Source organism: Stenotrophomonas sp. PS02300 (assembly GCF_029959395.1).
Taxonomy (GTDB): Bacteria; Pseudomonadota; Gammaproteobacteria; order Xanthomonadales; family Xanthomonadaceae; genus Stenotrophomonas; species Stenotrophomonas maltophilia_AD.
In genome coordinates, this window is record NZ_JASCOP010000077.1 from 1 (window position 1) to 19722 (window position 19722).

21 protein-coding genes are annotated in these 19722 nt (G+C 68.1%); 15 read left to right on the top strand and 6 right to left on the bottom strand.

All coding sequences use genetic code 11. The features are described from left to right. Positions 1–31: 31 nt before the first annotated feature. Positions 32–2326: a TonB-dependent receptor gene (locus QMX79_RS13830; protein ID WP_282247255.1), complete on the bottom strand. Its 2295-nt coding sequence runs from the start codon at positions 2324–2326 to the stop codon at positions 32–34. 135 nt (positions 2327–2461) lie between these two features. Continuing rightward, positions 2462–3703, bottom strand: coding sequence for a flavohemoglobin expression-modulating QEGLA motif protein (locus QMX79_RS13835; protein WP_282247275.1), 1242 nt, complete (start codon positions 3701–3703; stop codon positions 2462–2464). Positions 3704–3830: 127 nt separating this feature from the next. On the opposite strand from QMX79_RS13835, the gene QMX79_RS13840 reads away from it, so the two are divergent. Together QMX79_RS13840 and QMX79_RS13845 are read left to right on the top strand one after the other, a co-directional pair. Continuing rightward, the gene (locus QMX79_RS13840; protein ID WP_282247256.1) at positions 3831–4403 is read left to right on the top strand and encodes an antitoxin Xre/MbcA/ParS toxin-binding domain-containing protein; all 573 of its coding nucleotides are present in this window, start codon (positions 3831–3833) and stop codon (positions 4401–4403) included. Continuing rightward, positions 4400–4882, top strand: a complete 483-nt coding sequence (locus tag QMX79_RS13845) for an RES domain-containing protein (protein WP_282247257.1) — start codon at positions 4400–4402, stop codon at positions 4880–4882. Before QMX79_RS13840 ends, QMX79_RS13845 begins: the two co-directional genes overlap by 4 nt. A gap of 20 nt (positions 4883–4902) precedes the next feature. Here QMX79_RS13845 and rsgA read toward each other — a convergent pair whose 3' ends face one another. Then, a complete protein-coding gene (gene rsgA / locus QMX79_RS13850; protein WP_282247259.1) occupies positions 4903–5994 on the bottom strand; it encodes a ribosome small subunit-dependent GTPase A in 1092 nt (363 codons plus the stop codon). 125 nt (positions 5995–6119) lie between these two features. Here rsgA and QMX79_RS13855 point away from each other — a divergent pair, with 125 nt between their 5' ends. From QMX79_RS13855 to QMX79_RS13870, 4 genes are read left to right on the top strand one after another with little or no spacing between them, the layout of a single operon-like run. Next, complete coding sequence (locus tag QMX79_RS13855) at positions 6120–7394, top strand: pyridoxal phosphate-dependent aminotransferase (protein ID WP_282247260.1); 1275 nt, start codon at positions 6120–6122, stop codon at positions 7392–7394. A gap of 1 nt (position 7395) precedes the next feature. Continuing rightward, positions 7396–8019, top strand: a complete 624-nt coding sequence (locus tag QMX79_RS13860) for an SGNH/GDSL hydrolase family protein (RefSeq protein ID WP_282247261.1) — start codon at positions 7396–7398, stop codon at positions 8017–8019. Positions 8020–8075: 56 nt separating this feature from the next. Next, complete coding sequence (locus QMX79_RS13865) at positions 8076–8717, top strand: methyltransferase domain-containing protein (RefSeq protein WP_282247262.1); 642 nt, start codon at positions 8076–8078, stop codon at positions 8715–8717. After that, on the top strand, positions 8714–9073 hold the full coding sequence (locus QMX79_RS13870; protein ID WP_282247263.1) for a hypothetical protein: 360 nt from the start codon (positions 8714–8716) through the stop codon (positions 9071–9073). The genes QMX79_RS13865 and QMX79_RS13870 overlap by 4 nt, the downstream gene beginning before the upstream one ends. Here QMX79_RS13870 and QMX79_RS13875 read toward each other — a convergent pair. After that, positions 8976–9827 carry a polysaccharide deacetylase family protein gene (locus QMX79_RS13875; protein WP_282247264.1) on the bottom strand — a complete coding sequence of 284 codons (852 nt, stop codon included), beginning with the start codon at positions 9825–9827 and terminating at the stop codon, positions 8976–8978. The genes QMX79_RS13870 and QMX79_RS13875 overlap by 98 nt on opposite strands. Positions 9828–9884: 57 nt before the next feature. Here QMX79_RS13875 and grxD point away from each other — a divergent pair, with 57 nt between their 5' ends. Then, positions 9885–10811: a Grx4 family monothiol glutaredoxin gene (gene grxD / locus QMX79_RS13880; protein ID WP_282247265.1), complete on the top strand. Its 927-nt coding sequence runs from the start codon at positions 9885–9887 to the stop codon at positions 10809–10811. A gap of 54 nt (positions 10812–10865) precedes the next feature. On the opposite strand, the gene QMX79_RS13885 is transcribed toward grxD, so the two are convergent. Further along, positions 10866–11405, bottom strand: coding sequence for a DUF924 family protein (locus QMX79_RS13885; RefSeq protein WP_095362913.1), 540 nt, complete (start codon positions 11403–11405; stop codon positions 10866–10868). A 53-nt stretch (positions 11406–11458) separates the two neighbouring features. Next, positions 11459–12235 (bottom strand): AMP nucleosidase, encoded by a 777-nt coding sequence (locus QMX79_RS13890; RefSeq protein ID WP_282247266.1) that lies wholly within the window; start codon positions 12233–12235, stop codon positions 11459–11461. Between the two features lie 159 nt (positions 12236–12394). On the opposite strand from QMX79_RS13890, the gene QMX79_RS13895 reads away from it, so the two are divergent. From QMX79_RS13895 to QMX79_RS13930, 8 genes are all read left to right on the top strand, one after another. Further along, positions 12395–13804: an amidohydrolase gene (locus tag QMX79_RS13895; RefSeq protein ID WP_282247267.1), complete on the top strand. Its 1410-nt coding sequence runs from the start codon at positions 12395–12397 to the stop codon at positions 13802–13804. Further along, positions 13801–15072: an amidohydrolase family protein gene (locus QMX79_RS13900; RefSeq protein WP_282247268.1), complete on the top strand. Its 1272-nt coding sequence runs from the start codon at positions 13801–13803 to the stop codon at positions 15070–15072. The genes QMX79_RS13895 and QMX79_RS13900 overlap by 4 nt, the downstream gene beginning before the upstream one ends. Before the next feature lie 61 nt (positions 15073–15133). After that, on the top strand, positions 15134–15769 hold the full coding sequence (locus QMX79_RS13905) for a DsbA family protein (RefSeq protein ID WP_282247269.1): 636 nt from the start codon (positions 15134–15136) through the stop codon (positions 15767–15769). 83 nt (positions 15770–15852) lie between these two features. Beyond that, positions 15853–16797 carry a DegV family protein gene (locus tag QMX79_RS13910; RefSeq protein ID WP_282247270.1) on the top strand — a complete coding sequence of 315 codons (945 nt, stop codon included), beginning with the start codon at positions 15853–15855 and terminating at the stop codon, positions 16795–16797. 80 nt (positions 16798–16877) lie between these two features. After that, a complete protein-coding gene (locus QMX79_RS13915; RefSeq protein ID WP_282247271.1) occupies positions 16878–17213 on the top strand; it encodes a hypothetical protein in 336 nt (111 codons plus the stop codon). A 121-nt stretch (positions 17214–17334) separates the two neighbouring features. Further along, complete coding sequence (locus tag QMX79_RS13920; protein ID WP_282247272.1) at positions 17335–18300, top strand: L,D-transpeptidase family protein; 966 nt, start codon at positions 17335–17337, stop codon at positions 18298–18300. A gap of 3 nt (positions 18301–18303) precedes the next feature. Beyond that, entirely contained in the window at positions 18304–18951 is a 648-nt protein-coding gene (locus tag QMX79_RS13925) for a M23 family metallopeptidase (protein ID WP_282247273.1), read from the top strand. 129 nt (positions 18952–19080) lie between these two features. Continuing rightward, on the top strand, positions 19081–19722 hold a 642-nt coding region (locus QMX79_RS13930; RefSeq protein WP_282247274.1), incomplete at its 3' end, for a PA4780 family RIO1-like protein kinase.

Sequence of the window (19722 nt, forward strand, 5' to 3'; positions counted from 1 at the left end):
GCCCGACCGTTGGTCGGGCGGCGACCCCCCGTCAGAATTCCGCGCTGACCGTCATGAACAGCTGCCTCGGGGCGCTGGCATGAATTGCGTAGCGCGTTCCGGTCGGGTCGGTCGGGGCGAATGAACTCAACTGCCCCGCGTACCGCTTGTTGGTCAGGTTGGTGGCGTTGAGCGAGATCTTGACGTCGCGCAGGCCCAGGCCCGGCCCGAACGAATACCCCATGCCCGCGTCGAACGTGGTCACGCCCGGTACGGACTGGTCATTGGTGTAGGTGTAATACCGCTTGCCGGTGTACTTGGCGCGCAGGCTGGCAAAGAAGCCATCCCGGTTCCAGCTGATCTCGCTGGAGGCCATCCGCTGCGGCGTATCCACGGTGATCTTGCCGGCCACCGGTACCACCGCGCCACCCGAGGTGTAGTCATCCTCGTAGGTGCTCTTGTTCCACGACACCGCGTTGTACCACTGCAGCCCATCCACCGGCTTGAGGATGAAGGTCAGCTCCGCGCCCTGGCTCTTCACCGAGCCGACGTTGATGAAGCGGGTGATGCACTCCGGCCGCGTGCCCACTTCGATGCTGGTGCAGGGATTGAGCGACAGCAGGCGGTTGTCGAACATCACGTGGTAGGCCGCGATCGAGGCCTGGTACTTTTCGCCGAACGTACGGAAGCCCGCTTCGAACGAACGCGATTTCTCCGGTTCCAGGTCATCCACGCTGGCCGCGAACGATTCCGGCGACACCTGCAGCGGGCCACCGCTGCCACCGCCGACGAACGCGGCGATGTTCTCCGAGTAGGAGGCGAACAGCTCGTTGTTCGGGTTGAGCTTGAAGCCGATACCCGCCTGCGGCAGCACCGATTCCTTGGCGGTCAGCGTGCCTGAGGCATAACTGGCCTCGGTACCCGGCCTGGACACGGCGGTCATGCGGGTATTGGGGCTCTTGATGCCCACATCCACGGTCAGCCGATCGTCCAGGAAGCGCATCCGGTCCTGCACATAGAACTGGCGGGTGCGGATGTCGTAGTCCTGGTCGAACAGGCGGCGGTCCGGGTAATTCAGGTAGCCATCGTCCAGGAACGGCCCGGTGATGTAGTAGAAGTTGCGCTCCACGTTATGGTCGTTGCGCTCGTACCACAGCCCCGCTTCCAGCTCGTGCAGGCCCAGCTGCCAGCTCAGCGCAGCGGTGATGCCCTGGCGGTTGATGGTGTAGTTGGTGCTGCGGATGGAGATCGGCAGCGCCTGGGGGGTGCCCGGATTGGACGCCTGCCCCGGTGCCCACCAGTGGCCCTGGCCGCGGTTCTCATGGTGGTAGGCAAGCAGCTTCAGGCGGGCGCTGTCGCCCAATGCCAGATCCGCATCCAGCGAGTACAGGTTGTCATCGCGCAGCGCGCGGCTCTGGTAGTACGCATCGTCGATGCTGTTGACGCCACCGCTGAAGGCGCAGCGCTGTGCGTTGTAGGTGGCCGGCGCGCAGTAGGCGGCGGCCAGGGCGCGATCCCAATCCGGCGCGTAGATGTTCCAGTCCCAGCCCAGGCCGCGCTCGAGCATGCTCTTGGACAGATAGGCGTAGTTGGCCTGGCTCACCCGCGAGGTGGCGGCGAACGCGCCAAAGCGATGGTCACCCACGTTCCACACCGCCTTGGCATTGAACTGCCGGGTGGTCTGGTTCTGGTTCGGTTCGGCCCACATGTCCGCGTCCTGGTGCACGCCGGAAACATAGGCCGAGAAGCCGTTGAGGTCGCCGGTGTCCACGCGCAGGAAGCCACGGCGCTGGTTGTCGTCGCCCACGGTGACGCTGGCACGGCCGCCGAATTCGGTGGACGGGTCCTGCGAGAAGTACTGGATGGTGCCGCCAAGGTTGCTGGTGGAGGCCACGCCCAGAGAGCCGATGCCCTGCGACAGCTCGGCGCCGGCCAGGTTTTCGGCGATCAGCGCACGCGCGATGCTCAGCCCGTTGTAGTTGCCGTAGCTGTTGTCGCCCAGCGGAATGCCATCGAGCGTATAGCCCAGGCGGCTCTTGTCGAAGCCGCGCAGGCTGATGGTCTGCGATTCCTCGTTGGCGCCGAAGGCATCGTTGGACTGCACCGACACACCCGGCAAGCGGTCAAGGATCTTCTGCGCGCTGGTGCCCGGCGGCAGTACCTGCTTGTCCACGGCGGTGATGCGCTGCACCTGGCGGGTTTCGCCCTGGCCGATCACCGACACGGCGTCCAGGGTGCGGGCGCTGGGCGCGCCGCTGGCGTCGAGGGTGGTGTCCACGTCGGCGGCATGTGCATTGGCAGCGCACAGCGCGATCGCCACGGCGATCGTCAGGGGTCGGTTGAGCATGGGGGTCCGTTGCGTGATGGAGGTGCCTGCGTGGTGCAGGTGCGCGGCCATCTTGGGGACGCAACATGAAAGGATTCTTACGCTTTGGCGCGTGCCCATTCAAAATGCGACGCGGCGCATGAAACGCGCCGCCGATCATTCGGCCGCAAGTTGATCCATGCGAATGCGGTTGGCGAACAGGGAGAACGCCAGCATGCCGGCCAGCCCGTTGGCGCGGCTGACCCAGTGCGGCAACCAGCGCGGGGGGCGCAGGATGCCTTCTTCGAACAGCGGCGCGAAATCCACCGCATCGGTCAGCGACATTTTGCCGGCGAACAACCAGCGGCAGTTCTGCAGGCGGTCTTCGGCCAGCATGTGGCGGAAGAAGGTGTGCACCGACACCAGCCCGCGCAGGTACACGGTGTCCTTGGTGAAGGCCGCACCGCCGGTGGCGGGCACGCCACGGAACACGCGCTGGGCCGAGGCGAAGCTCTCTTCGTTGTTCTGCCCGGCATCGCAGAAGTAGCGGAACACCTGGATGAAGTCCGCCCCTTCGCGTGCCATCGCGATGGCTTCGGTGCGCAGGCTGATGCGTTTGAGCCGCTCGATGTCGATGCTGCCGGTGATCTGTTCGGCGAACGTGGCCAACCCTTCCTGGGTGGCGGTCACCCGCGGCGAAGACAAGGCCAGGCTGGGCAGGTGCGGCTGTTCGCGGCCGTTGAGCGCGGTGAGCGAATGCACCAGCGCTTCATGGTGGAACAGCTGCGCGCGGTCGTAGGCGCTGAAGCGCGCACTGGTGCGCAGGCGGATGCGGGTGGGGCCGGCGGCGGCCTTGGAGATCAGCTCCGGATCCAGCTGCACGCTGATGATGCGCGATTCAAAGAACGCATCCAGGTCGCTCTGCAGCTGCAGCTGCAATGCAGTGGCCGAGACCGGCACCTGCTCTTCGGGGGCGAGCAGTTCGTGGTCCAGTTCCTGCGCGATCTGGATGAAGTGGCGGGCCGCTTCGCGGGTGCTGGGGCCGTTGCCCGGCAGCGGCTGCTCGGGCGAGCCGAACAGCTCCACCGAGTAACGGTCCACGGCAGCGGTGCCCAGCGACTCGAGCAGGCCGGCGGCCAGGTCCCAGCTGTGGGCGGAGCGGCGGATGTACAGGCCGATCGGGTGGTCGGCATCGCACTGGGCGCTGATCGCGGCCAGTTCGCGGCGGGTGTCGGCGAAATCAAGTTTCGGGTAGTCCAGCACCGGCAGCACCGGCTGGCCACGCGCCACGCTGGCCAGGAACGGGGCCTGCAGGGCGGCCGGCCAGCTGGTCAGGCCCAGCAACCGGAGGCCCCCCACGGCCTCCACCAGCCGGGCGTCCAGCTCGGTGTGGTGGGCCACATCCCGATCCACGGTCATCGGCGGGCGGTGAGGAGCGATGCTCATGAAGCGGACATTAGCAGGGTCAACCGAGGGGTTGGCAACCGGGTGCGGGCGGGATACTAGTAGCCTATAGTTGGAACAAGAGTAGCCAGAGGATAGGACGATGCCCGCACCCAGCAAGCGCGCCCCCGCGTCGCCCAAGGTCGAGTCGTACGCCATGGGCCCCTTGGAGAACCCCCGTTCTGCGCAGGTCGTGCGCGATGCGACAACGGTGAAATTCAAACTGCCGGTGAAGCTGGATTCGTTCAGGGCCTTGCTGCGCACCGCACCGCTTGCCGAGCGCGTGCAGATCGAACGCGAAGGCGTGCCCTACCAAGTGGTGAAGGGCCTGATCGATGGGATATTCGACAGCAGTACCGAATTCCAAAGCTTCGTGCGCATTCCCAAAGCCACCTTTACCAAGAAGATGCGGGACAGGTCCCTGTTCGCCGGCACCACCGGGCAGTCCGTCGTGGGGTTGATGGAATTGATCAACCGCGTGGAAGACATGCTCGCGGCCGAGCGCGACAACGAACAGGCGCGTGGCTTCGACGTGGAGAAGTGGGTCGGCGAATGGATCCAGCGGCCGCAGCCTGCATTGGGCGGCCTGGCACCGGCTGACGTGATGGATACGCCCACCGGCCGTGCGTCGGTGATGCGGGTGCTGGGGGCCATCCAGAGCGGCGCCTATCAATGAAGCTGGCCCGCATTGGCTCGACAGGGCCTGCGTGGGCGCCCGACGACATCAGTGGCACCGGCGCCGCCTGTTCGCCTGGCCGCTGGAACCGGCCTGGCGAGAAGGTGGTGTATGCGGCCCCCACTCTCGCCATGGCGGTCCTGGAGACCGCCGCGCATATCGATGACAACGGCCTGCCGCTGAACAAGTACGTGATCGAGATCGACGTACCGGATGATGTATGGGCGGCGCGTCTTGTCACGTCTGCAGCCACGCTGCCGATAGGTTGGGACGCCATTCCACACGGCATGATCTCGGTGAACACGGGATCTGCGTGGTACAGCGCGGGCGCTCACGCGATCATCGAACTACCGTCGGTGATCGCGCCCGAAGAGACCATTGTTCTCATCAACGCCCAGCATCCGGACGCCCAGCGCATGACCGCGCGGGCCACGCGCCGGCTTCAGTACAACCTGCTGTTCCGGGGCAGAGGCCGGTAATCGAGGCGCGGAGGTGCGCCTCAGCGCTTTTTGCCCGGCGGGCGCCACTGCGCACCCTTGCTCACGTGCTTGCGCTCCAGCGCCTGCTGGGCTTGGCGCACGGCCAGCTTGGCAGCCGCGGCGGCCACTTCTTCCTTCAGCTTGAAGTAGTTGAGCAGCCGCTCTTCATCCAGCTCACCGGAATCGATCGCCGCGCGCACCGCACACCCCGGCTCACGCTGGTGGGCGCAATCGCGGAAGCGGCACTGTGCGGCCAGCGCTTCCACGTCGGCGAACCCCACTTCGCCCAGCGCTTCTTCGCCGGTCGGCTTGAGCTCACGCATGCCGGGAGTGTCGATCAGGCAGGCGCCCGACGGCATCGGAATCAGCGCGCGGTGGGTGGTGGTGTGGCGACCCTTGGAATCGTTGCCCCGCACTTCGGCGGTCTTCATCAGCTCGTAGCCGAGCAGCGTGTTGGTCAGGGTCGACTTGCCGGCGCCGGAGGAACCGACCAGGACCACGGTCTGCCCGGCGCCGAGCCACGGCAGCAGCGCGCTGGCACTGGCCGGGTCGCGCCCATTGATGGCCAGCAGCGGGATGTCCTGCGCGGCCAGTTCTTCGAGCACGGCCAGGGCGTCTTCGCTGTATTCGGTCTGGTCGGCCTTGGTCAGCACCACCACCGGCTGCGCGCCGCCACCGCCCACCAGCATCAGGTAACGCTCGATCCGGCGCGGGTTGAAGTCCGAATCCAGCCCGCAGACGATGAACACGGTATCGATGTTGGCCGCGATCACCTGCTGGTGGTAATGCTCGCCGGCCGCACCGCGCTTGATCGCGGTGCGCCGCGGCAGCAGGGCCACGATCAGGATGCCGTCCAGCAGCACCCAGTCGCCCACGGCCGCGCGTTCGTGGCTGGGGAAGCGCGGGCGCTGCCATTCGGCGGGGGATTCGGTCTTGATCGCCGCGCCCGGGGCATCGGCCACCACGTAGCCCGTACGGTGCTGTTCCACCACCCGGCCCGGGCGGGCCTGGGGGTACTGCTCGAACAGGGCCTGCCAGGCAGGCAGTTCGGGGGCGCCTGCCCAGGGCCAGCCCATGGTCTGCAGGGCGCGGTAGTCGATCGGTTCGCTCATGCGCCCATTCTAGAGGCATCGGCGGCAACTGCCCGCCAATACTGGGAATTTGCCCGGGAAGCCTTGCCCTGCAACGCAGCATTTCCGCTAGTATGCGATTTCCATGCCCGAACCACGGCCCAGTCATGTCCACGCCCCCGCTGAAGCCGCTTGCCACCCGCGAGCGCCTGTCCGAAGTCCGCTACGAGATCCGGGGCGAACTGGCGCGGCGAGCGCGTGAGCTGGAGGCCCAGGGGCGCAAGCTGATCAAGCTGAACATCGGCAACCCCGGCAACTTCGGGTTCCGTGCGCCGGAACACCTGCAGCGCGCCATTGCCGATGACATGGGCCGCACCGATCCCTACACCCACCAGCAGGGCCTGCCGGAGGCACGCGAGGCCATTGCCGCCGCGTATGCCCGGCGTGGCGCGCCGGATGCGCACCCGGACCGGGTGTTCATCGGCAATGGCGTCAGCGAGCTGATCGACCTGTCGCTGCGCGCCCTGCTCAACCCCGGCGACGAAGTGCTGGTGCCCTCGCCCGACTACCCGCTGTGGTCGGCGGCGACCATCCTCAACGACGGCCGCCCGGTGTACTACCGCTGCGCACCGGAAAACGGCTTCCAGCCGGACCCGGTGGAGATCGAGACACTGGTGTCTTCGCGCACCCGCGCCATCGTGCTGATCAACCCGAACAATCCCAGCGGCGCCAGCTATTCGCGCGAGCTGCTGGAGCGCATCGTGGCCATCGCCGCCAAGCACAACCTGCTGCTGATGGTCGATGAGATCTACGACCAGATCCTGTACGACGACGCGCAGTTCCAGCCGGTGGCCCCGCTGGCCGGCGAACATCCGTGCATCACCTTCAGCGGCCTGAGCAAGGTGCACCGCGCCTGCGGCTGGCGCGTGGGCTGGGCGATGCTGTCCGGTGCGGCCGAACGGCTGGGCGAGTTCCGCGCCGCGATGGACCTGCTCAGCGCGTTGCGCCTGTGCGCCAACGTGCCGGGCCAGTACGCCATCGATGCGGCGGTGAACGGCCCGGACACGGTGTCGGCGCTGTGCGCCCCCGGTGGCCGCCTGTATGAAACCCGCCGCGCGGTGATCGAGGCCTGCAATGCCAGCGAGCACCTGTCGCTGGTGGCGCCGGCCGGTGCGCTGTACGCGTTCCCGGCCGTGGTGGGCGCGGCCGCGCGCAGCTTCGACGACCACGATTTCGCGCTGGAACTGATGAACGAGGAAGGCGTGCTGGTGGTACCGGGGTCGAGCTTCAACGTGCCCTACCGCCACCATTTCCGGGTGACGCTGCTGCCGGAGGCCGAGGTGATGCGCGATGTGTTCGCACGCATCGACCGGGCGCTGGCCCGCCGCGCCGAGGCCAACACCAAGGTGGTGCCGCTCAAGCCGCGCAGCGCGGTGGCCTGAGGTGGCGCTGTCCTACCTGGCCCTGGGCGATTCCTACACCATCGGTGAAGGCGTGGCCCCGGCCGGGCGCTGGCCGGTGCAGCTGGCCACGGCGCTGCAGGAAGCCGGCCACGTAGTGGCCGAACCGCAGATCATCGCCACCACCGGCTGGACCACCGACGAGCTGGATGCGGGCATCGATGCCGCCGCGCCCAAGGGGCCGTTTGGCCTGGTGAGCCTGCTGATCGGGGTCAACGACCAGTACCGCGGCCGCAGCGTGGAAGAGTACCGCCCGCGCTTCACCGCCCTGCTGCAGCGCGCGCTCGGCTTTGCCGGGCAGCAGCGCCGGCGGGTGCTGGTGCTGTCCATTCCGGACTGGGGCGTGACCCCGTTCGCCCGCGAGAACAAGCGCGACCCGGCGCAGATCGCACGCGAGCTGGATGCCTACAACGCCGCCGCGCAGGCGATCTGTGCCGAGCACGCGGTGGCGTTCGTGGACATCACCGCGATCAGCCGCGAACGCGGTGCGGAACCTGGCATGCTGGTCGACGATGGCCTGCACCCGTCGGCGGCGATGTATACCGAATGGACGCGCCGGGCCTTCCCGGTCGTTCGCGCCCACCTGGATGACGAGGCAGCACGCTGAGCACGGACGCATTACCACTGGCCAGGGAACAGGCCCACCGCATCGCCGATGCCTTCATGCCGGCGCAGCGCTTCGGCAACCGCCGCGATTACTACTACAGCCGCGGCAAGCTCGGCAGCGACCCGCTGTATCCGGGCGTGCTCGGCGCGCTCGCGCAGTGTTCGCTGCCGCTGCTGGATATCGGCTGCGGGCTGGGGTTGCTGGCCCATGTGCTGCGACAGAACCAGCGCACCCAGCCCTACCTTGGCGTGGATATCGACGCGGACAAGATTGCCCGCGCGAAACGTGCAGGTGCGCGCGCGGCGCTGCTCGATGCGCGCTTCGACTGCGTGGATGCCAGCGCCGCCCTGCCCGACCACCACGGCAGCGTAGCGCTGCTGGACGTGCTGCAGTACCTGCCGGCCGACGCGCAGCCAGTGCTGTTGCGCGATGCGGCGGCACGGGTCGCACCCGGCGGGCGGCTGGTGATCCGCACCACGCTGGCCGACAACAGCGGGCGCGACCGCACCACGCGGATCACCGACATGCTGGCGCACCTGGTCGGCTGGATGGGCACGCGGCCCCGGCACTACCCGGATGCGGCCAGTGTGCGCGCACCGCTGGAGGCCGCCGGCCTGCAGCTGAAAATGACGCCGCTGTACGGCAATACGCCGTTCAACAACTGGCTGGTAACCGCCGTACGCGGGCAGCCGGCATGAACACTCCGCGCCCGCGCCATTCCGCGCTGGGTATCGCCGCGCTGGTGGTGAGCCTGGTAGCGCTGGTGCTGTTCGCGGTGACCGCGCATGTGGCCCACCTGCCCCGCTATGCGGGCATGCACGAGGTGCCGGTGGCGGTGCTGGTGATGCTGTTCGTGGCGCTGGGCGTCACGGTGGTGGGCCTGCTGCTGGGCATCGGCAGCGCGCTGCAGCACCCGCGCCGCCGGGTGACCGGCGTGCTGGCGCTGGGGCTGTCGATCACGTTGTTGTGGGCGCAGGCGTCGCTGGGGAGCTGGATCCACCAGCAATGGGTGGATGCGCATCCGACAGCGGAGGCAGAGGCAACGCCGCACTGAGGCCACGGGCCTGGATGGCCTGCAGCACCGCTTCGATGATCCCGAGGTTGTGGCCGTGGGCGGCGCCTTCGTGCAGCAGCACGATCGCGCCGGGGCGCAGCCGGGCGACGATGCGGTCGACCACGACCTGCGGCTGGCAGTCCACGCCGTCGAAACCGCGTGCGCTCCAGCCGACCCGGGTCAGGCCCCAGCGCTTCAGCGCGGGGGCCACGAACGGGTTGGTCATGCCCACCACCGAGCGGTACCAGCGCGGCGGGGTGCCGGCAATGTCGGTCAGGGCCTGCTGGCACTGCGCGATCTCGTCGGCCATGGTCGCCGGGCCGAGCCGCCAGAAGCGGGTCTGCGGGTGGCGGTGGCTGTGGTTGCCCAGGTCGTGGCCCCGGGCCAGCACCTGGCGCACCAGCGCCGGCCGGGCAGCGGCGCGCTCGCCGACCATGAAGAAGGTGGCCTTCGCCTGGTAGCGGTCCAGCAGGTCCAACAGGGCCGGGGTCTCTTCCGAGGGGCCGTCATCAATCGTCAGCCAGACCTGTTCAGCCGGGGCCGGCAGGTGGCTCAGCACCGGGGCGTAGAAGCGGCTGTTGGGCAGGAATACCGGCACCAGGAAGAGGGCGTGCGAGGCCACCATCAACGGCAGCCCGATGGCCCAGCCCCAGGCCCACCAGGCCAGCACCACCGCCAGCTGGGACAGCAGCAGCCAGGGCAGCCAGCGCCACGGGCGGCGGGGAATGCGATGCAACGTTTCCGGTACGGTCATGCCCCATGATGCCATGCCGCGTAGAATGTACGGTTCGAAACTCCGGACCCGACCACCATGTCCCTTGATCCCGCCCTGCGTTCGCGCATCGAATCCATCCTTACCGCCAACCGCGTCGTGCTGTTCATGAAGGGCCAGCCGACCATGCCGCAGTGCGGGTTCTCGGCCAAGGCCGTGGGCGCGCTGCAGGACCTGGGCGTGGAGTTCGCCCATGTCAACGTGCTGGCCGACCCGGAAATCCGCGAAGGCATCAAGGCCTACGGCGACTGGCCGACCATCCCGCAGCTGTACATCGACAGCGAACTGGTCGGCGGCAGCGACATCATCCTGCAGATGGCCGGCAGCGGTGAGCTGAGCAGCGTGCTGGGCCTGGCCGCGCCGGACCGCACCCCGCCGAGCATCACCGTGACCCCGGCCGCGGTGGAAATGCTGCGCGGTGCGCTGGCCGATGCACCGGGTGCCTCGCTGCAGCTGAGCATCGATGCCAGCTTCCAGCCGAACTTCCAGCTGGCCCCGCACGACGACAACGCCATTGCCGCCGAATCCAACGGCCTGCGCGTGCAGTTCGACCTGGCCAGCGCGCGCCGCGCCGATGGCATCACCATTGATTGGGTGGACGACATCCGTGGCAAGGGCCTGGCCATCGACAACCCGAACGCGCCGAAGGCCGTGCAGGAACTGGCCGTTCGCGACGCCGACGACCAGCGCCGCGCCGGCACCCTGACCGTGGTGGATGTGCGCCCGGCCGATGAGCGTGCGATTGCCGCGATCGAGGGCACGTTCGAAACCTTCGACGGCGACAACCGCGCCCGCCTGGAAGCCCTGCCGAAGGACACCCCGCTGGCGTTCCTGTGCCACCACGGTGGCCGCAGCGCGCAGGCGGCCGAGCAGTTCCGTGCGCTGGGCTTCAGCAAGGTCTACAACATCACCGGCGGCATCGATGCCTGGTCGGATGCGGTGGACAACAGCGTGCCGAAGTATTGATCGCAGGTTGAACTGCGATGGATGAAAAAAACGCCGGCATTGCCGGCGTTTTTTTTAGCCGGCGAAGCCGCCTTCGGCAAGATAGTCCAACTCTTCCGGCGTTGGCATCCGCCCCAGTACCGCATTGCGGTGCGGGAAGCGACCAAAGCGACGGATGATGTCGCGGTGCAGTTCGGCGTACTGCAGGTATTCCTTGTCGCCCAGCACGTCGAACATGGCCACCGAACGTTCCTGGTCCTGCGGGTCTTCGGAATGCTCGAACGGCAGGTAGATGAAGGCACGCAGCTTGGGCACCAGCTGCAGGTCCAGGCCTTCTTCCACCGCGCGCATGGCGTAGTGGCGGGCCAGGCCGTCGGTGGCGTAGGAATGGGCGGTGTCGCGGAAGCAGTTGCGCGGGAACTGGTCGAGCAGGATCATCAGCGCCAGCGCGCCATCGGCCGTTTCCAGCCAATGCTCGCGCGCGCGCCGGGCGGCGGCGAAGTGTTCGTCCAGGAATGCCTCGCGGAAACGCGCATCGAACGCGTCATCGCGCGCGAACCACTGCTGCGGTCCCGCGTTGCGCCAGAATTCCACTACTTGTGCCGCCACGTCCATTCACTACCCCTGCGGGCGGCGCGCCTTCCAGGCGCCCACCCATGCCATTGCCATCATTCGTCAAAGCGCAGGTGGCGGACCGACTTGCCGTTGCGCCGTATAAGCTTAAGCGCCTCGATACCTATCTGGATATGGTTTTCAACGAACTGGGAGCTGACCTTGGCATCGGACGCCTCGGTTTTGACCCCATCGGGGATCATCGGCTGGTCGGACACCAGCAGCAGGGCGCCGATCGGGATGTGGTTGGCGAAGCCGGCCGCGAACAGGGTGGCCGTTTCCATGTCGATGGCCATGCAGCGCATCAGCCGCAGCTTTTCCTTGAACGCCTCGTCGTGTTCCCAGACCCGCCGGTTGGTGGTGTAGACGGTGCCGGTCCAGTAATCGTGACCGAGGTCGCGGATCGTGGTGGAGACCGCACGCTGCAGCGCGAACGCCGGCAGCGCGGGCACTTCCGGCGGCAGGTAGTCGCTGGAGGTGCCCTCGCCGCGGATCGCCGCAATGGGAAGGATCAGGTCGCCCAGCTGGTTCTTGCGCTTGAGCCCGCCGCACTTGCCCAGGAACAGCACGGCCTTGGGCATCACCGCCGACAGCAGGTCCATCACGATGGCCGCGTTGGGGCTGCCCATGCCGAAGTTGATCAGGGTGATGCCATCGCTGGTGACGCTGGCCATCGGCCGGTCCAGGCCCTGCACCGGCGCGCCGGTGAGCTGGGAAAACACATGCAGGTAGCCACCGAAGTTGGTCAGCAGTACGTGCGGGCCGAACTGGTCCAGTGCCACGCCGGTGTAGCGCGGCAGCCAGTTTTCGACGATTTCCTGTTTGTTCTTCATGGCGCGGCTCGACGTGGCATCCCGTTCAATGCGGCAATTGTCCTGCGGATCAACGAATAAGCAAGCCGGCAACGGACGTGGCATGCACTTGGCCACTTGGCAACGCGCCGGCCAGCGGCTAGCGTCGCGGGGGATCTTTCACGCCGCATCGGGGATGACATGCGTACACGATTGACCGCCGGGCTGGGCCTGGCGCTGTTCGGCTTGGTTGCGCCTTCGGCGCCGGCGGCGTCGCGCTTCACCCAGGACCCCTACCCCAGCACCTATGCGCCGATCGCCTCGGCCCCGGTGCTGATCCGCAATGCCACCGTGCTCACCGGCACCGGCGTGCGCCTGGAACAGACCGACCTGCTGCTGCGCGATGGACGCATCGCCGCGCTGGGCAGCGCGCTGGAGGCACCGGCCAACGCGGTGCAGGTCGATGGCACCGGCAAGTGGGTGACCCCCGGCATCATCGACGTGCATTCGCACCTGGGCGTGTACCCCAGCCCGGGCGTAAGCGCGCATGCGGATGGCAATGAAATGACCGCACCGGTCACCGCCAACGTCTGGGCCGAGCATTCGGTCTGGCCGCAGGACCCGGGCTTTGCCGCCGCCCTGGCAGGCGGAGTGACCTCGATGCAGGTGCTGCCCGGCTCGGCCAACCTGGTCGGCGGGCGCGGGGTGACGTTGAAGAACGTTCCCGCCACCACCTACCAGGCAATGAAGTTCCCCGGTGCGCCGTGGGGCCTGAAGATGGCCTGCGGCGAGAACCCCAAGCGCGTCTATGGCGGTGGCAAGGGCGTGGCGCCGGGTACGCGCATGGGCAACGTGGCCGGCTACCGCGCCGCCTTCATCGACGCCAGCGAATACCTGGCCAAGAACGCCCCGAAGAAGGTCAAGAAGAAGCGCTGGTTCGGCGGCAGCGACAAGGGCGACAGCGCCGGCGATACCGGCGGCAAGCGCGACCTGAAGCTGGACACGCTGGCCGGCGCCATCGACGGCGACATCCGCGTGCACATCCACTGCTACCGCGCCGATGAGATGGCCACGATGCTGGACCTGTCCAAGGAATTCGGTTTCAAGATCGCCGCGTTCCACCACGGCGTGGAGGCCTACAAGCTGGCCGACCGGCTGGCCGCCGAAGGCGTCTGCGGTGCGCTGTGGGCCGACTGGTGGGGCTTCAAGATGGAAGCCTTCGACGGCATCCAGGAAAACATCGCGCTGGTGGACCGCCCGGCCAACAGCTGCGCGATCGTGCATTCGGATTCGCCCGAAGGCATCCAGCGGCTCAACCAGGAAGCGGCCAAGGTAATTGCCAATGCGCGCCGTGCCGGCATGCAGATCGCACCCGAACGCGCCATCGGCTGGCTGACTTCCAATGCCGCGCGCTCGCTGGGCGTGGAGAAGCAGACCGGCAGCCTGGAGGTGGGCAAGATGGGCGATGTGGTGGTGTGGAACGGCAGCCCCTTCAGTTCCTACGCGCTGGCCGAGAAGGTCTATATCGACGGTCACCAGGTCTACGATCGCCAGGACGTGGGCCGGCAGCCGCTGTCGGACTTCATGCTGGGCCAGGAGGCACGCCCATGAGCGCCCGCCGCGTACTGCAGCGCAGCCTGCTGGTGCTGGCACTGCTTGGCGCAGCGCCCGCCAGTTGGGCGCAGGACCTGCTGATCCGCAATGCCACGGTGCACACCGCCAGCGCGCGCGGCAGCCTGGACCACGCCGATGTGCTGGTCCAGGGCGGCGTGATCCGCGCCGTGGGTACCGGCCTGGCCACGCCGGCCGGCGCCACGGTGGTGGAGGCCAATGGCCGCCCGCTGACCCCGGCGTTCTTCGGCGGCATCACCGATATCGGCATCGATGAAGTGTCCGGCGAATCCACCACGGTGGACAGCGGGTTGAAGCTGCAGGACCAGCCGATGCGCCCGGAGTTCGACGTGACCCTGGCCTACAACCCGGCCTCGGTGCTGATCCCGGTTGCGCGCCTCGACGGCATCGGCTTCACCGCCTTGGGGGCCAACACCGACGGCAGCTTCATTGCCGGCCAGGGCGGAGTGATGCGGCTGGATGGCAGCGCCGACCCGATCGGTCCGCGCGCGTTGTTCATCCGGCTCGGTTCGTCCGGTGCCGAACTCACCGGCAGCTCGCGAGCGGCGCAGTGGATGCTGCTGGAGCAGATGGTGAGTGAGGCGCGCGGCCGGGTGCCGGTCGATTCGCCGCATGCTCTGCTTACCCCCGCCGGCCGCGCCACGCTGGCCCGCTACCTGGCCGGCCAGGGGCGGCTGGTGGTGGAGGTGGACCGCGCGGCGGACATCCGCCAGCTGCTGCGCTGGGCGGCGCGCGAGAAAGTGAGCATCGCCATTGCCGGCGGTGCCGAGGCGTGGCGGGTGGCGCCGCTGCTGGCCCAGGCGAAGGTGCCGGTGTTCGTGGACGCGCTGGGCAACCTGCCCACCAGCTTCGACCAGCTCGGCGCGACCTTGGAAAACGCCGCACGCCTGCATGCGGCCGGGGTGCAGGTCAGCTTCGCCCAGCGCGACGATGCCTCGCACAACGCCCGCAAGATGCGCCAGCTGGCCGGCAATGCCGTGGCCAACGGGCTGCCCTGGCAGGACGGCTTGGCCGGGCTGACCCGGGTGCCGGCGCAGGTGCTGGGCGTGGGCGATAAGCTCGGCAGCATCGAACCGGGCAAGCTGGCCGACCTGGTGCTGTGGGAGGGCGACCCGCTGGACGTGGGCCACTACGCCGAGCAGGTCTGGCTGGGCGGCCGCGCCATGCCGATGCGTTCGCGCCAGACCGAGCTGCGCGACCGCTACGCCGCCCCGGCCACCCGCGAACCCAGGGCCTATTCGCGCTAAGGTCCCCCTATACACCCGTAGCGCCAGGCCCTGCCTGGCTGCACCGCCGCCAAGGAACGCCATGACCCTGCGCTGGTACTTCGACTTCGTCTCGCCGTTCGCCTACCTGCACTGGCAGCAGCTGAGAACGCTGCCGCAGTTCGACCGCATCACCCCGGTGCCGATCGCGCTGGGCGCGGTGCTGCACCACCTGGGCAACCTGGGCCCGGCCGAGATCCCGGCCAAGCGCCGCTTCACCTACCGCCAGGTGCTGTGGCAGGCGCAGCAGCAGGGCGTGCCGCTGCGCTTCCCGCCCGGCCACCCCTTCAACCCGCTGGCCGCCCTGCGCCTGTGCCTGGCGGCGGACGCCTCGCCGGCATCGGTGGACATCCTGTTCAACTGGATCTGGCGCGACGGGCGCGCGGCCGATACTCCCCAAGCACTGGCCCTGCCGGCGGCGATGCTGGACGTGGGCGATGTCGTTGCCGCCGTATCGGCACCGTCGGTCAAGGAACAGCTGCGCCAGAACACCGAGGCGGCCATCGCCGCCGGGGTGTTCGGGGTGCCTACCCTGTCCATTGACGGCGAGCTGTTCTGGGGCAACGAGAGCCACGCGTTGATGGCGGCAGTTCTGGCCGACCCGGGCCTGCTGCAGCAGCCGGAATGGCAGCGGATCGACACGCTGCCGGTGGCGGTGGAGCGCAGCCGGCCAAGCTGACCGGCGTGGTCAGGCAACCGGACGCGTTTTGAGATAGCTTTCACACTTTCGAACGGACACCCTGCCTGGAGGGGGCAAACAGGATGCGCATCGGAATCGTGGTCGACTCTGCCTGTGATCTACCGCAGGACTTCATCCAGCAGCACAACATCGTGCTGCTGCCCATCACCGTCCGGATTGGCGAGGCCGTGCTGGCCGACCACCGCGACGAACAGGCCACCCTGAGTTTCCTGCACGCCCACGTGGCCGAGCACGGCGCCGAGGCCGAAACAATTCCCTTCAGCGTGGTGCAGATCCGCGATCTGTTCCTGGGCAAGCTGGTGATCGATTACGACCATGTGTTCTGCATGACGATCACCAAGACCCGCAGCCCGATCCACGACAACGCGATGCAGGCCAGCTTCGCGATCCTCAACGACTACAAGCCGGTGCGCCAGGCGGCGGGTTACAACTCGCCGTTCGCGCTGCGCGTGCTGGATACCCAGAACCTGTTCGCCGCCCAAGGCGTGACGGCGGTGGAAGCGGTGCGCCTGCGTGACAGCGGCGCCGGTGTGCAGCAGATCCGCGAGCGGCTGGAGCAGCTGGCCTTGAACGTGCACGGCTACATGGTCACCCGCGACCTGTACTACATGCGCGCCCGCGCCCGCCACAAGGGCGACCGCAGCGTGGGCCTGATCAGCGCGGCGCTGGGCAGCGCGCTGGACATCAAGCCGGTGCTGCACGGGTATCGCGGCACCACCGGCCCGGTGGCCAAGATCAAGGGCTTCGACAACGCGGTGCAGAAGCTGTTCGATTTCGTCGGCCAGCGGGTCAAGGGCGGCCTGATGACGCCCACGGTGTGCGTGAGCTACGGCGGCGAACTGGCCGACCTGCAGGCGCTGCCGGGCTATGCCAGCCTGCGCGAGACCTGCAAAGCGCACGGGGTGGACGTGTACGAATCGGTGATGAGCCTGACCGGCATGGTCAACGTGGGCAAGGGCGCGGTCACCATCGGGTTCGCGGACGAACCGCATACCTTCAGCGCCTGAGCCAACAGACCGGCGGCCGGTTTCTGCACACCGATTCCACCGCGCATCTGCCAGCCTTGGCGCATTCAACGGAGACCACCATGTCGCAGTATTTCATCAGCCTGCCGGACCCTTCCAAGGCCCACGGCAACGATGCCGATCTTTCTTTCCGTTCGCAGAGCGCCGGCGGCTTCGCCGGGGAGCTGGAAGCCGCGCTGCGCACCACCGGCCTGTTCGACCGCTGGCGTGCCAAGCAGCCGGATCCCGATGCCGTCGAGCCGCAGTGGGGTGCAACCGACCCGAATGCCACCGTGACGGGTGAGCAGAAGGACTTGCGCATCAACCTGGTGGTCACCACCACCATCAACAGCGATGTGCTGAAGGAGCGCCTGCGCCTGCTCGCCGGCCACCACTGGGAACTGCGCGACGTAAGGTAAAAGCCGACCCGACCGGCGACGCCACCACATCGCGTCGCCGGTCAGCTGCCCGTCAGGCATTTCACAGGGCCTGTGCAGCGCGCTCCGGCATGGTGGGGTTGAACCCGCCCTGGAGTATTCGATGCCGCTGCGCCTGCCTGCTTCCGCTTCCCTGCTTGCCCTTGCCCTGGCTGCCGCGGTGCCGGCGATGGCGCAGACCCCCACTACCCTGCCCGCCCCGATCGCTGAAGACGGCGCGGTGGCCACCGGCCCACGCTCTGACCTGCATGCGCAGGTGCTGCTGGACCGCGCGCATTTCTCGCCGGGCCAGATCGACGGCGTGGTGGGCTCCAACCAGAAGCGCGCGGTGGCCGGCTTCCAGGCCGCGCGCGGGCTGAAGGTGACCGGTGAGCTGGACGACGCCACCTGGCAGGCGCTGCAGCCAGACAGTACGCCGCCTTTGGCCAGCTACACCCTCACCGCCGAAGACGTGGCTGGGCCGTTCCAGCCGATTCCGAAGAAGCCCGCCGAGCAGGCCAAGCTCAAGGCGATGGGCTTCACCTCCGTGGGCGAAGCGCTCGGCGAACGTTTCCACGCCGATCCCAAGCTGCTGCAGGCCCTCAACCCGGGCGTGGACCTGGGCAAGGCCGGCAGCACGATCCAGGTGCCGAACATCGCGCCGGCGGCGCTGCCCAAGGCGGCCAAGCTGGTTATCGACAAGTCCGATTCGACGCTGCGCCTGTATGACGCGCAGGGCAAGGTGTACGCGCAGTTCCCGGTGTCTTCCGGCAGCCAGCACGACCCGCTGCCGATCGGCGAATGGAAGATCCTGGGCATCTCGCGCGATCCGCCGTTCCACTACAACCCGAAGCTGTTCTGGGATGCCAAGGCCGGGGACCGCAAGGCGACCCTGCCGCCGGGCCCGAACAACCCGGTCGGGCCGGTCTGGATCGACATCTCCAAGCCGCATTACGGCCTGCACGGCACCCCCGAACCGGGCCACGTGGGCAAGACCGAATCGCACGGCTGCGTGCGGATGACCAACTGGGACGCGCTGCAGGTGGCCGACGCGGTGGATGCCTCGGTGCCCGTGGTGATGCAGGAGTAACTGATGATGCTGACGCGATTGCTGGCACTGGGTGTGGTGATTGGCGTGGCCGGGTGGTGGTTGCTGGCGTCCGGGAATGACGTGCCGGAGGCGGTGGTTGCCGCGCCGCTGGCGGCGGCGCCCGTGGCAGCGGCGCCCGTGACCGAAAGCAGCCAGGCAGTGCCTGGCTCTACCGGCAGCCAGGCCCTGCCTGGCGCTAGCGCAGCCCCGTCGGGGCTGCTGTTGCCGGTGCAGGGGATTACGGCCGCGCAGTTGCAGGACACCTTTACCGATGCGCGCAGCCAGGGGCGGGTGCACGATGCCATCGATATCCTGGCCGCCGAGGGCACGCCGGTGCTGGCCGTGGCCGACGGCACCATCGAGAAGCTGTTCGACAGCGAGCGCGGCGGGCTGACCGTGTACCAGTTCGAGCCGGGTGGCACTTACTGCTACTACTACGCCCACCTGCAGCGCTACGCCGACGGGCTGGCCGAGAAGCAGGTGGTCAAGCGCGGCGACGTGATCGGCTACGTCGGGCATACCGGCAACGCCAGCCCGGACGCCCCGCACCTGCATTTCGAGATCCACCGGCTGGGCCCGGAAAAGCAGTGGTGGAAGGGCGAATCGCTCAATCCCTACCCGGTGCTGCGCGGTGAGCAGGCCCTGCCCTGAGCCCGGCCCGGCCGGCCTGGCTGAACCGGGATGGGGTGCGCAATTGGCCCGGCCGCCGCGAAGGTGCGAGAATCGCCGGCCCTCCCTTGCCGGCTGGCGCATTGGCGCCGCCCTCCTGACCGAGACTACGTGAAGACCCCCGAAAGCCTGCAGGCGCTGATCGAAGACGGCGTGATCGACGAAGTACTGCGCCCGCTCAAGAGCGGCAAGGAAGCGGCCGTGTACGTCGTACGCAGCGGCGACGACGTGCGCTGCGCCAAGGTGTACAAGGACATGGCCCAGCGCAGCTTCCAGCAGCGCGTGCAGTACCAGGAAGGCCGCAAGGTGCGGGGCAGCCGCGAGGCGCGCGCGGTGGGCAAGGCCAGCAAGTACGGCCGCAAGCAGCAGGAAACCGCCTGGAAGAACACCGAGGTCGACGCGCTGTACCAGCTGCGCGACGCCGGCGTGCGCGTGCCCGAGCCGCATGGGTATTTCCACGGCGTGCTGGTGATGGAACTGGTGACCGATGCCGACGGCTTCTCCGCCGCACGCCTGGGCGAGGTGGAGCTGGAGGCCGACCAGGCCCGCGAGTTCCACCGGATCCTGGTGCGCCAGGTGGTGCTGATGCTGTGCTGCGGCCTGATCCACGGCGATCTGTCGCCGTACAACGTGCTGGTGGGCCCCGATGGTCCGGTGGTGATCGATTTCCCGCAGGTGGTGAGTGCCGGTGGCAACAATGCCGCGCGCAGCATGCTGCTGCGCGACGTCAACAACCTCACCGCCTACCTCGGC

Excerpts from the sequence above, each read along its gene's own strand:
- QMX79_RS13865 (WP_282247262.1), top strand. The coding sequence starts at position 8,076 with ATGCCGGCGCAGCGCTTCGGCAACCGCCGCGATTACTACTACAGCCGC.
- QMX79_RS13890 (WP_282247266.1), bottom strand. The coding sequence starts at position 12,235 with ATGAAGAACAAACAGGAAATCGTCGAAAACTGGCTGCCGCGCTACACC.
- QMX79_RS13870 (WP_282247263.1), top strand. The coding sequence starts at position 8,714 with ATGAACACTCCGCGCCCGCGCCATTCCGCGCTGGGTATCGCCGCGCTG.
- QMX79_RS13875 (WP_282247264.1), bottom strand. The coding sequence starts at position 9,827 with ATGACCGTACCGGAAACGTTGCATCGCATTCCCCGCCGCCCGTGGCGC.
- rsgA (WP_282247259.1), bottom strand. The coding sequence starts at position 5,994 with ATGAGCGAACCGATCGACTACCGCGCCCTGCAGACCATGGGCTGGCCC.
- QMX79_RS13925 (WP_282247273.1), top strand. The coding sequence starts at position 18,304 with ATGATGCTGACGCGATTGCTGGCACTGGGTGTGGTGATTGGCGTGGCC.
- QMX79_RS13840 (WP_282247256.1), top strand. The coding sequence starts at position 3,831 with ATGCCCGCACCCAGCAAGCGCGCCCCCGCGTCGCCCAAGGTCGAGTCG.
- QMX79_RS13920 (WP_282247272.1), top strand. The coding sequence starts at position 17,335 with ATGCCGCTGCGCCTGCCTGCTTCCGCTTCCCTGCTTGCCCTTGCCCTG.
- QMX79_RS13895 (WP_282247267.1), top strand. The coding sequence starts at position 12,395 with ATGCGTACACGATTGACCGCCGGGCTGGGCCTGGCGCTGTTCGGCTTG.
- QMX79_RS13885 (WP_095362913.1), bottom strand. The coding sequence starts at position 11,405 with ATGGACGTGGCGGCACAAGTAGTGGAATTCTGGCGCAACGCGGGACCG.
- QMX79_RS13900 (WP_282247268.1), top strand. The coding sequence starts at position 13,801 with ATGAGCGCCCGCCGCGTACTGCAGCGCAGCCTGCTGGTGCTGGCACTG.
- QMX79_RS13845 (WP_282247257.1), top strand. The coding sequence starts at position 4,400 with ATGAAGCTGGCCCGCATTGGCTCGACAGGGCCTGCGTGGGCGCCCGAC.
- QMX79_RS13855 (WP_282247260.1), top strand. The coding sequence starts at position 6,120 with ATGTCCACGCCCCCGCTGAAGCCGCTTGCCACCCGCGAGCGCCTGTCC.
- QMX79_RS13910 (WP_282247270.1), top strand. The coding sequence starts at position 15,853 with ATGCGCATCGGAATCGTGGTCGACTCTGCCTGTGATCTACCGCAGGAC.
- grxD (WP_282247265.1), top strand. The coding sequence starts at position 9,885 with ATGTCCCTTGATCCCGCCCTGCGTTCGCGCATCGAATCCATCCTTACC.
- QMX79_RS13835 (WP_282247275.1), bottom strand. The coding sequence starts at position 3,703 with ATGACCGTGGATCGGGATGTGGCCCACCACACCGAGCTGGACGCCCGG.
- QMX79_RS13915 (WP_282247271.1), top strand. The coding sequence starts at position 16,878 with ATGTCGCAGTATTTCATCAGCCTGCCGGACCCTTCCAAGGCCCACGGC.
- QMX79_RS13830 (WP_282247255.1), bottom strand. The coding sequence starts at position 2,326 with ATGCTCAACCGACCCCTGACGATCGCCGTGGCGATCGCGCTGTGCGCT.
- QMX79_RS13905 (WP_282247269.1), top strand. The coding sequence starts at position 15,134 with ATGACCCTGCGCTGGTACTTCGACTTCGTCTCGCCGTTCGCCTACCTG.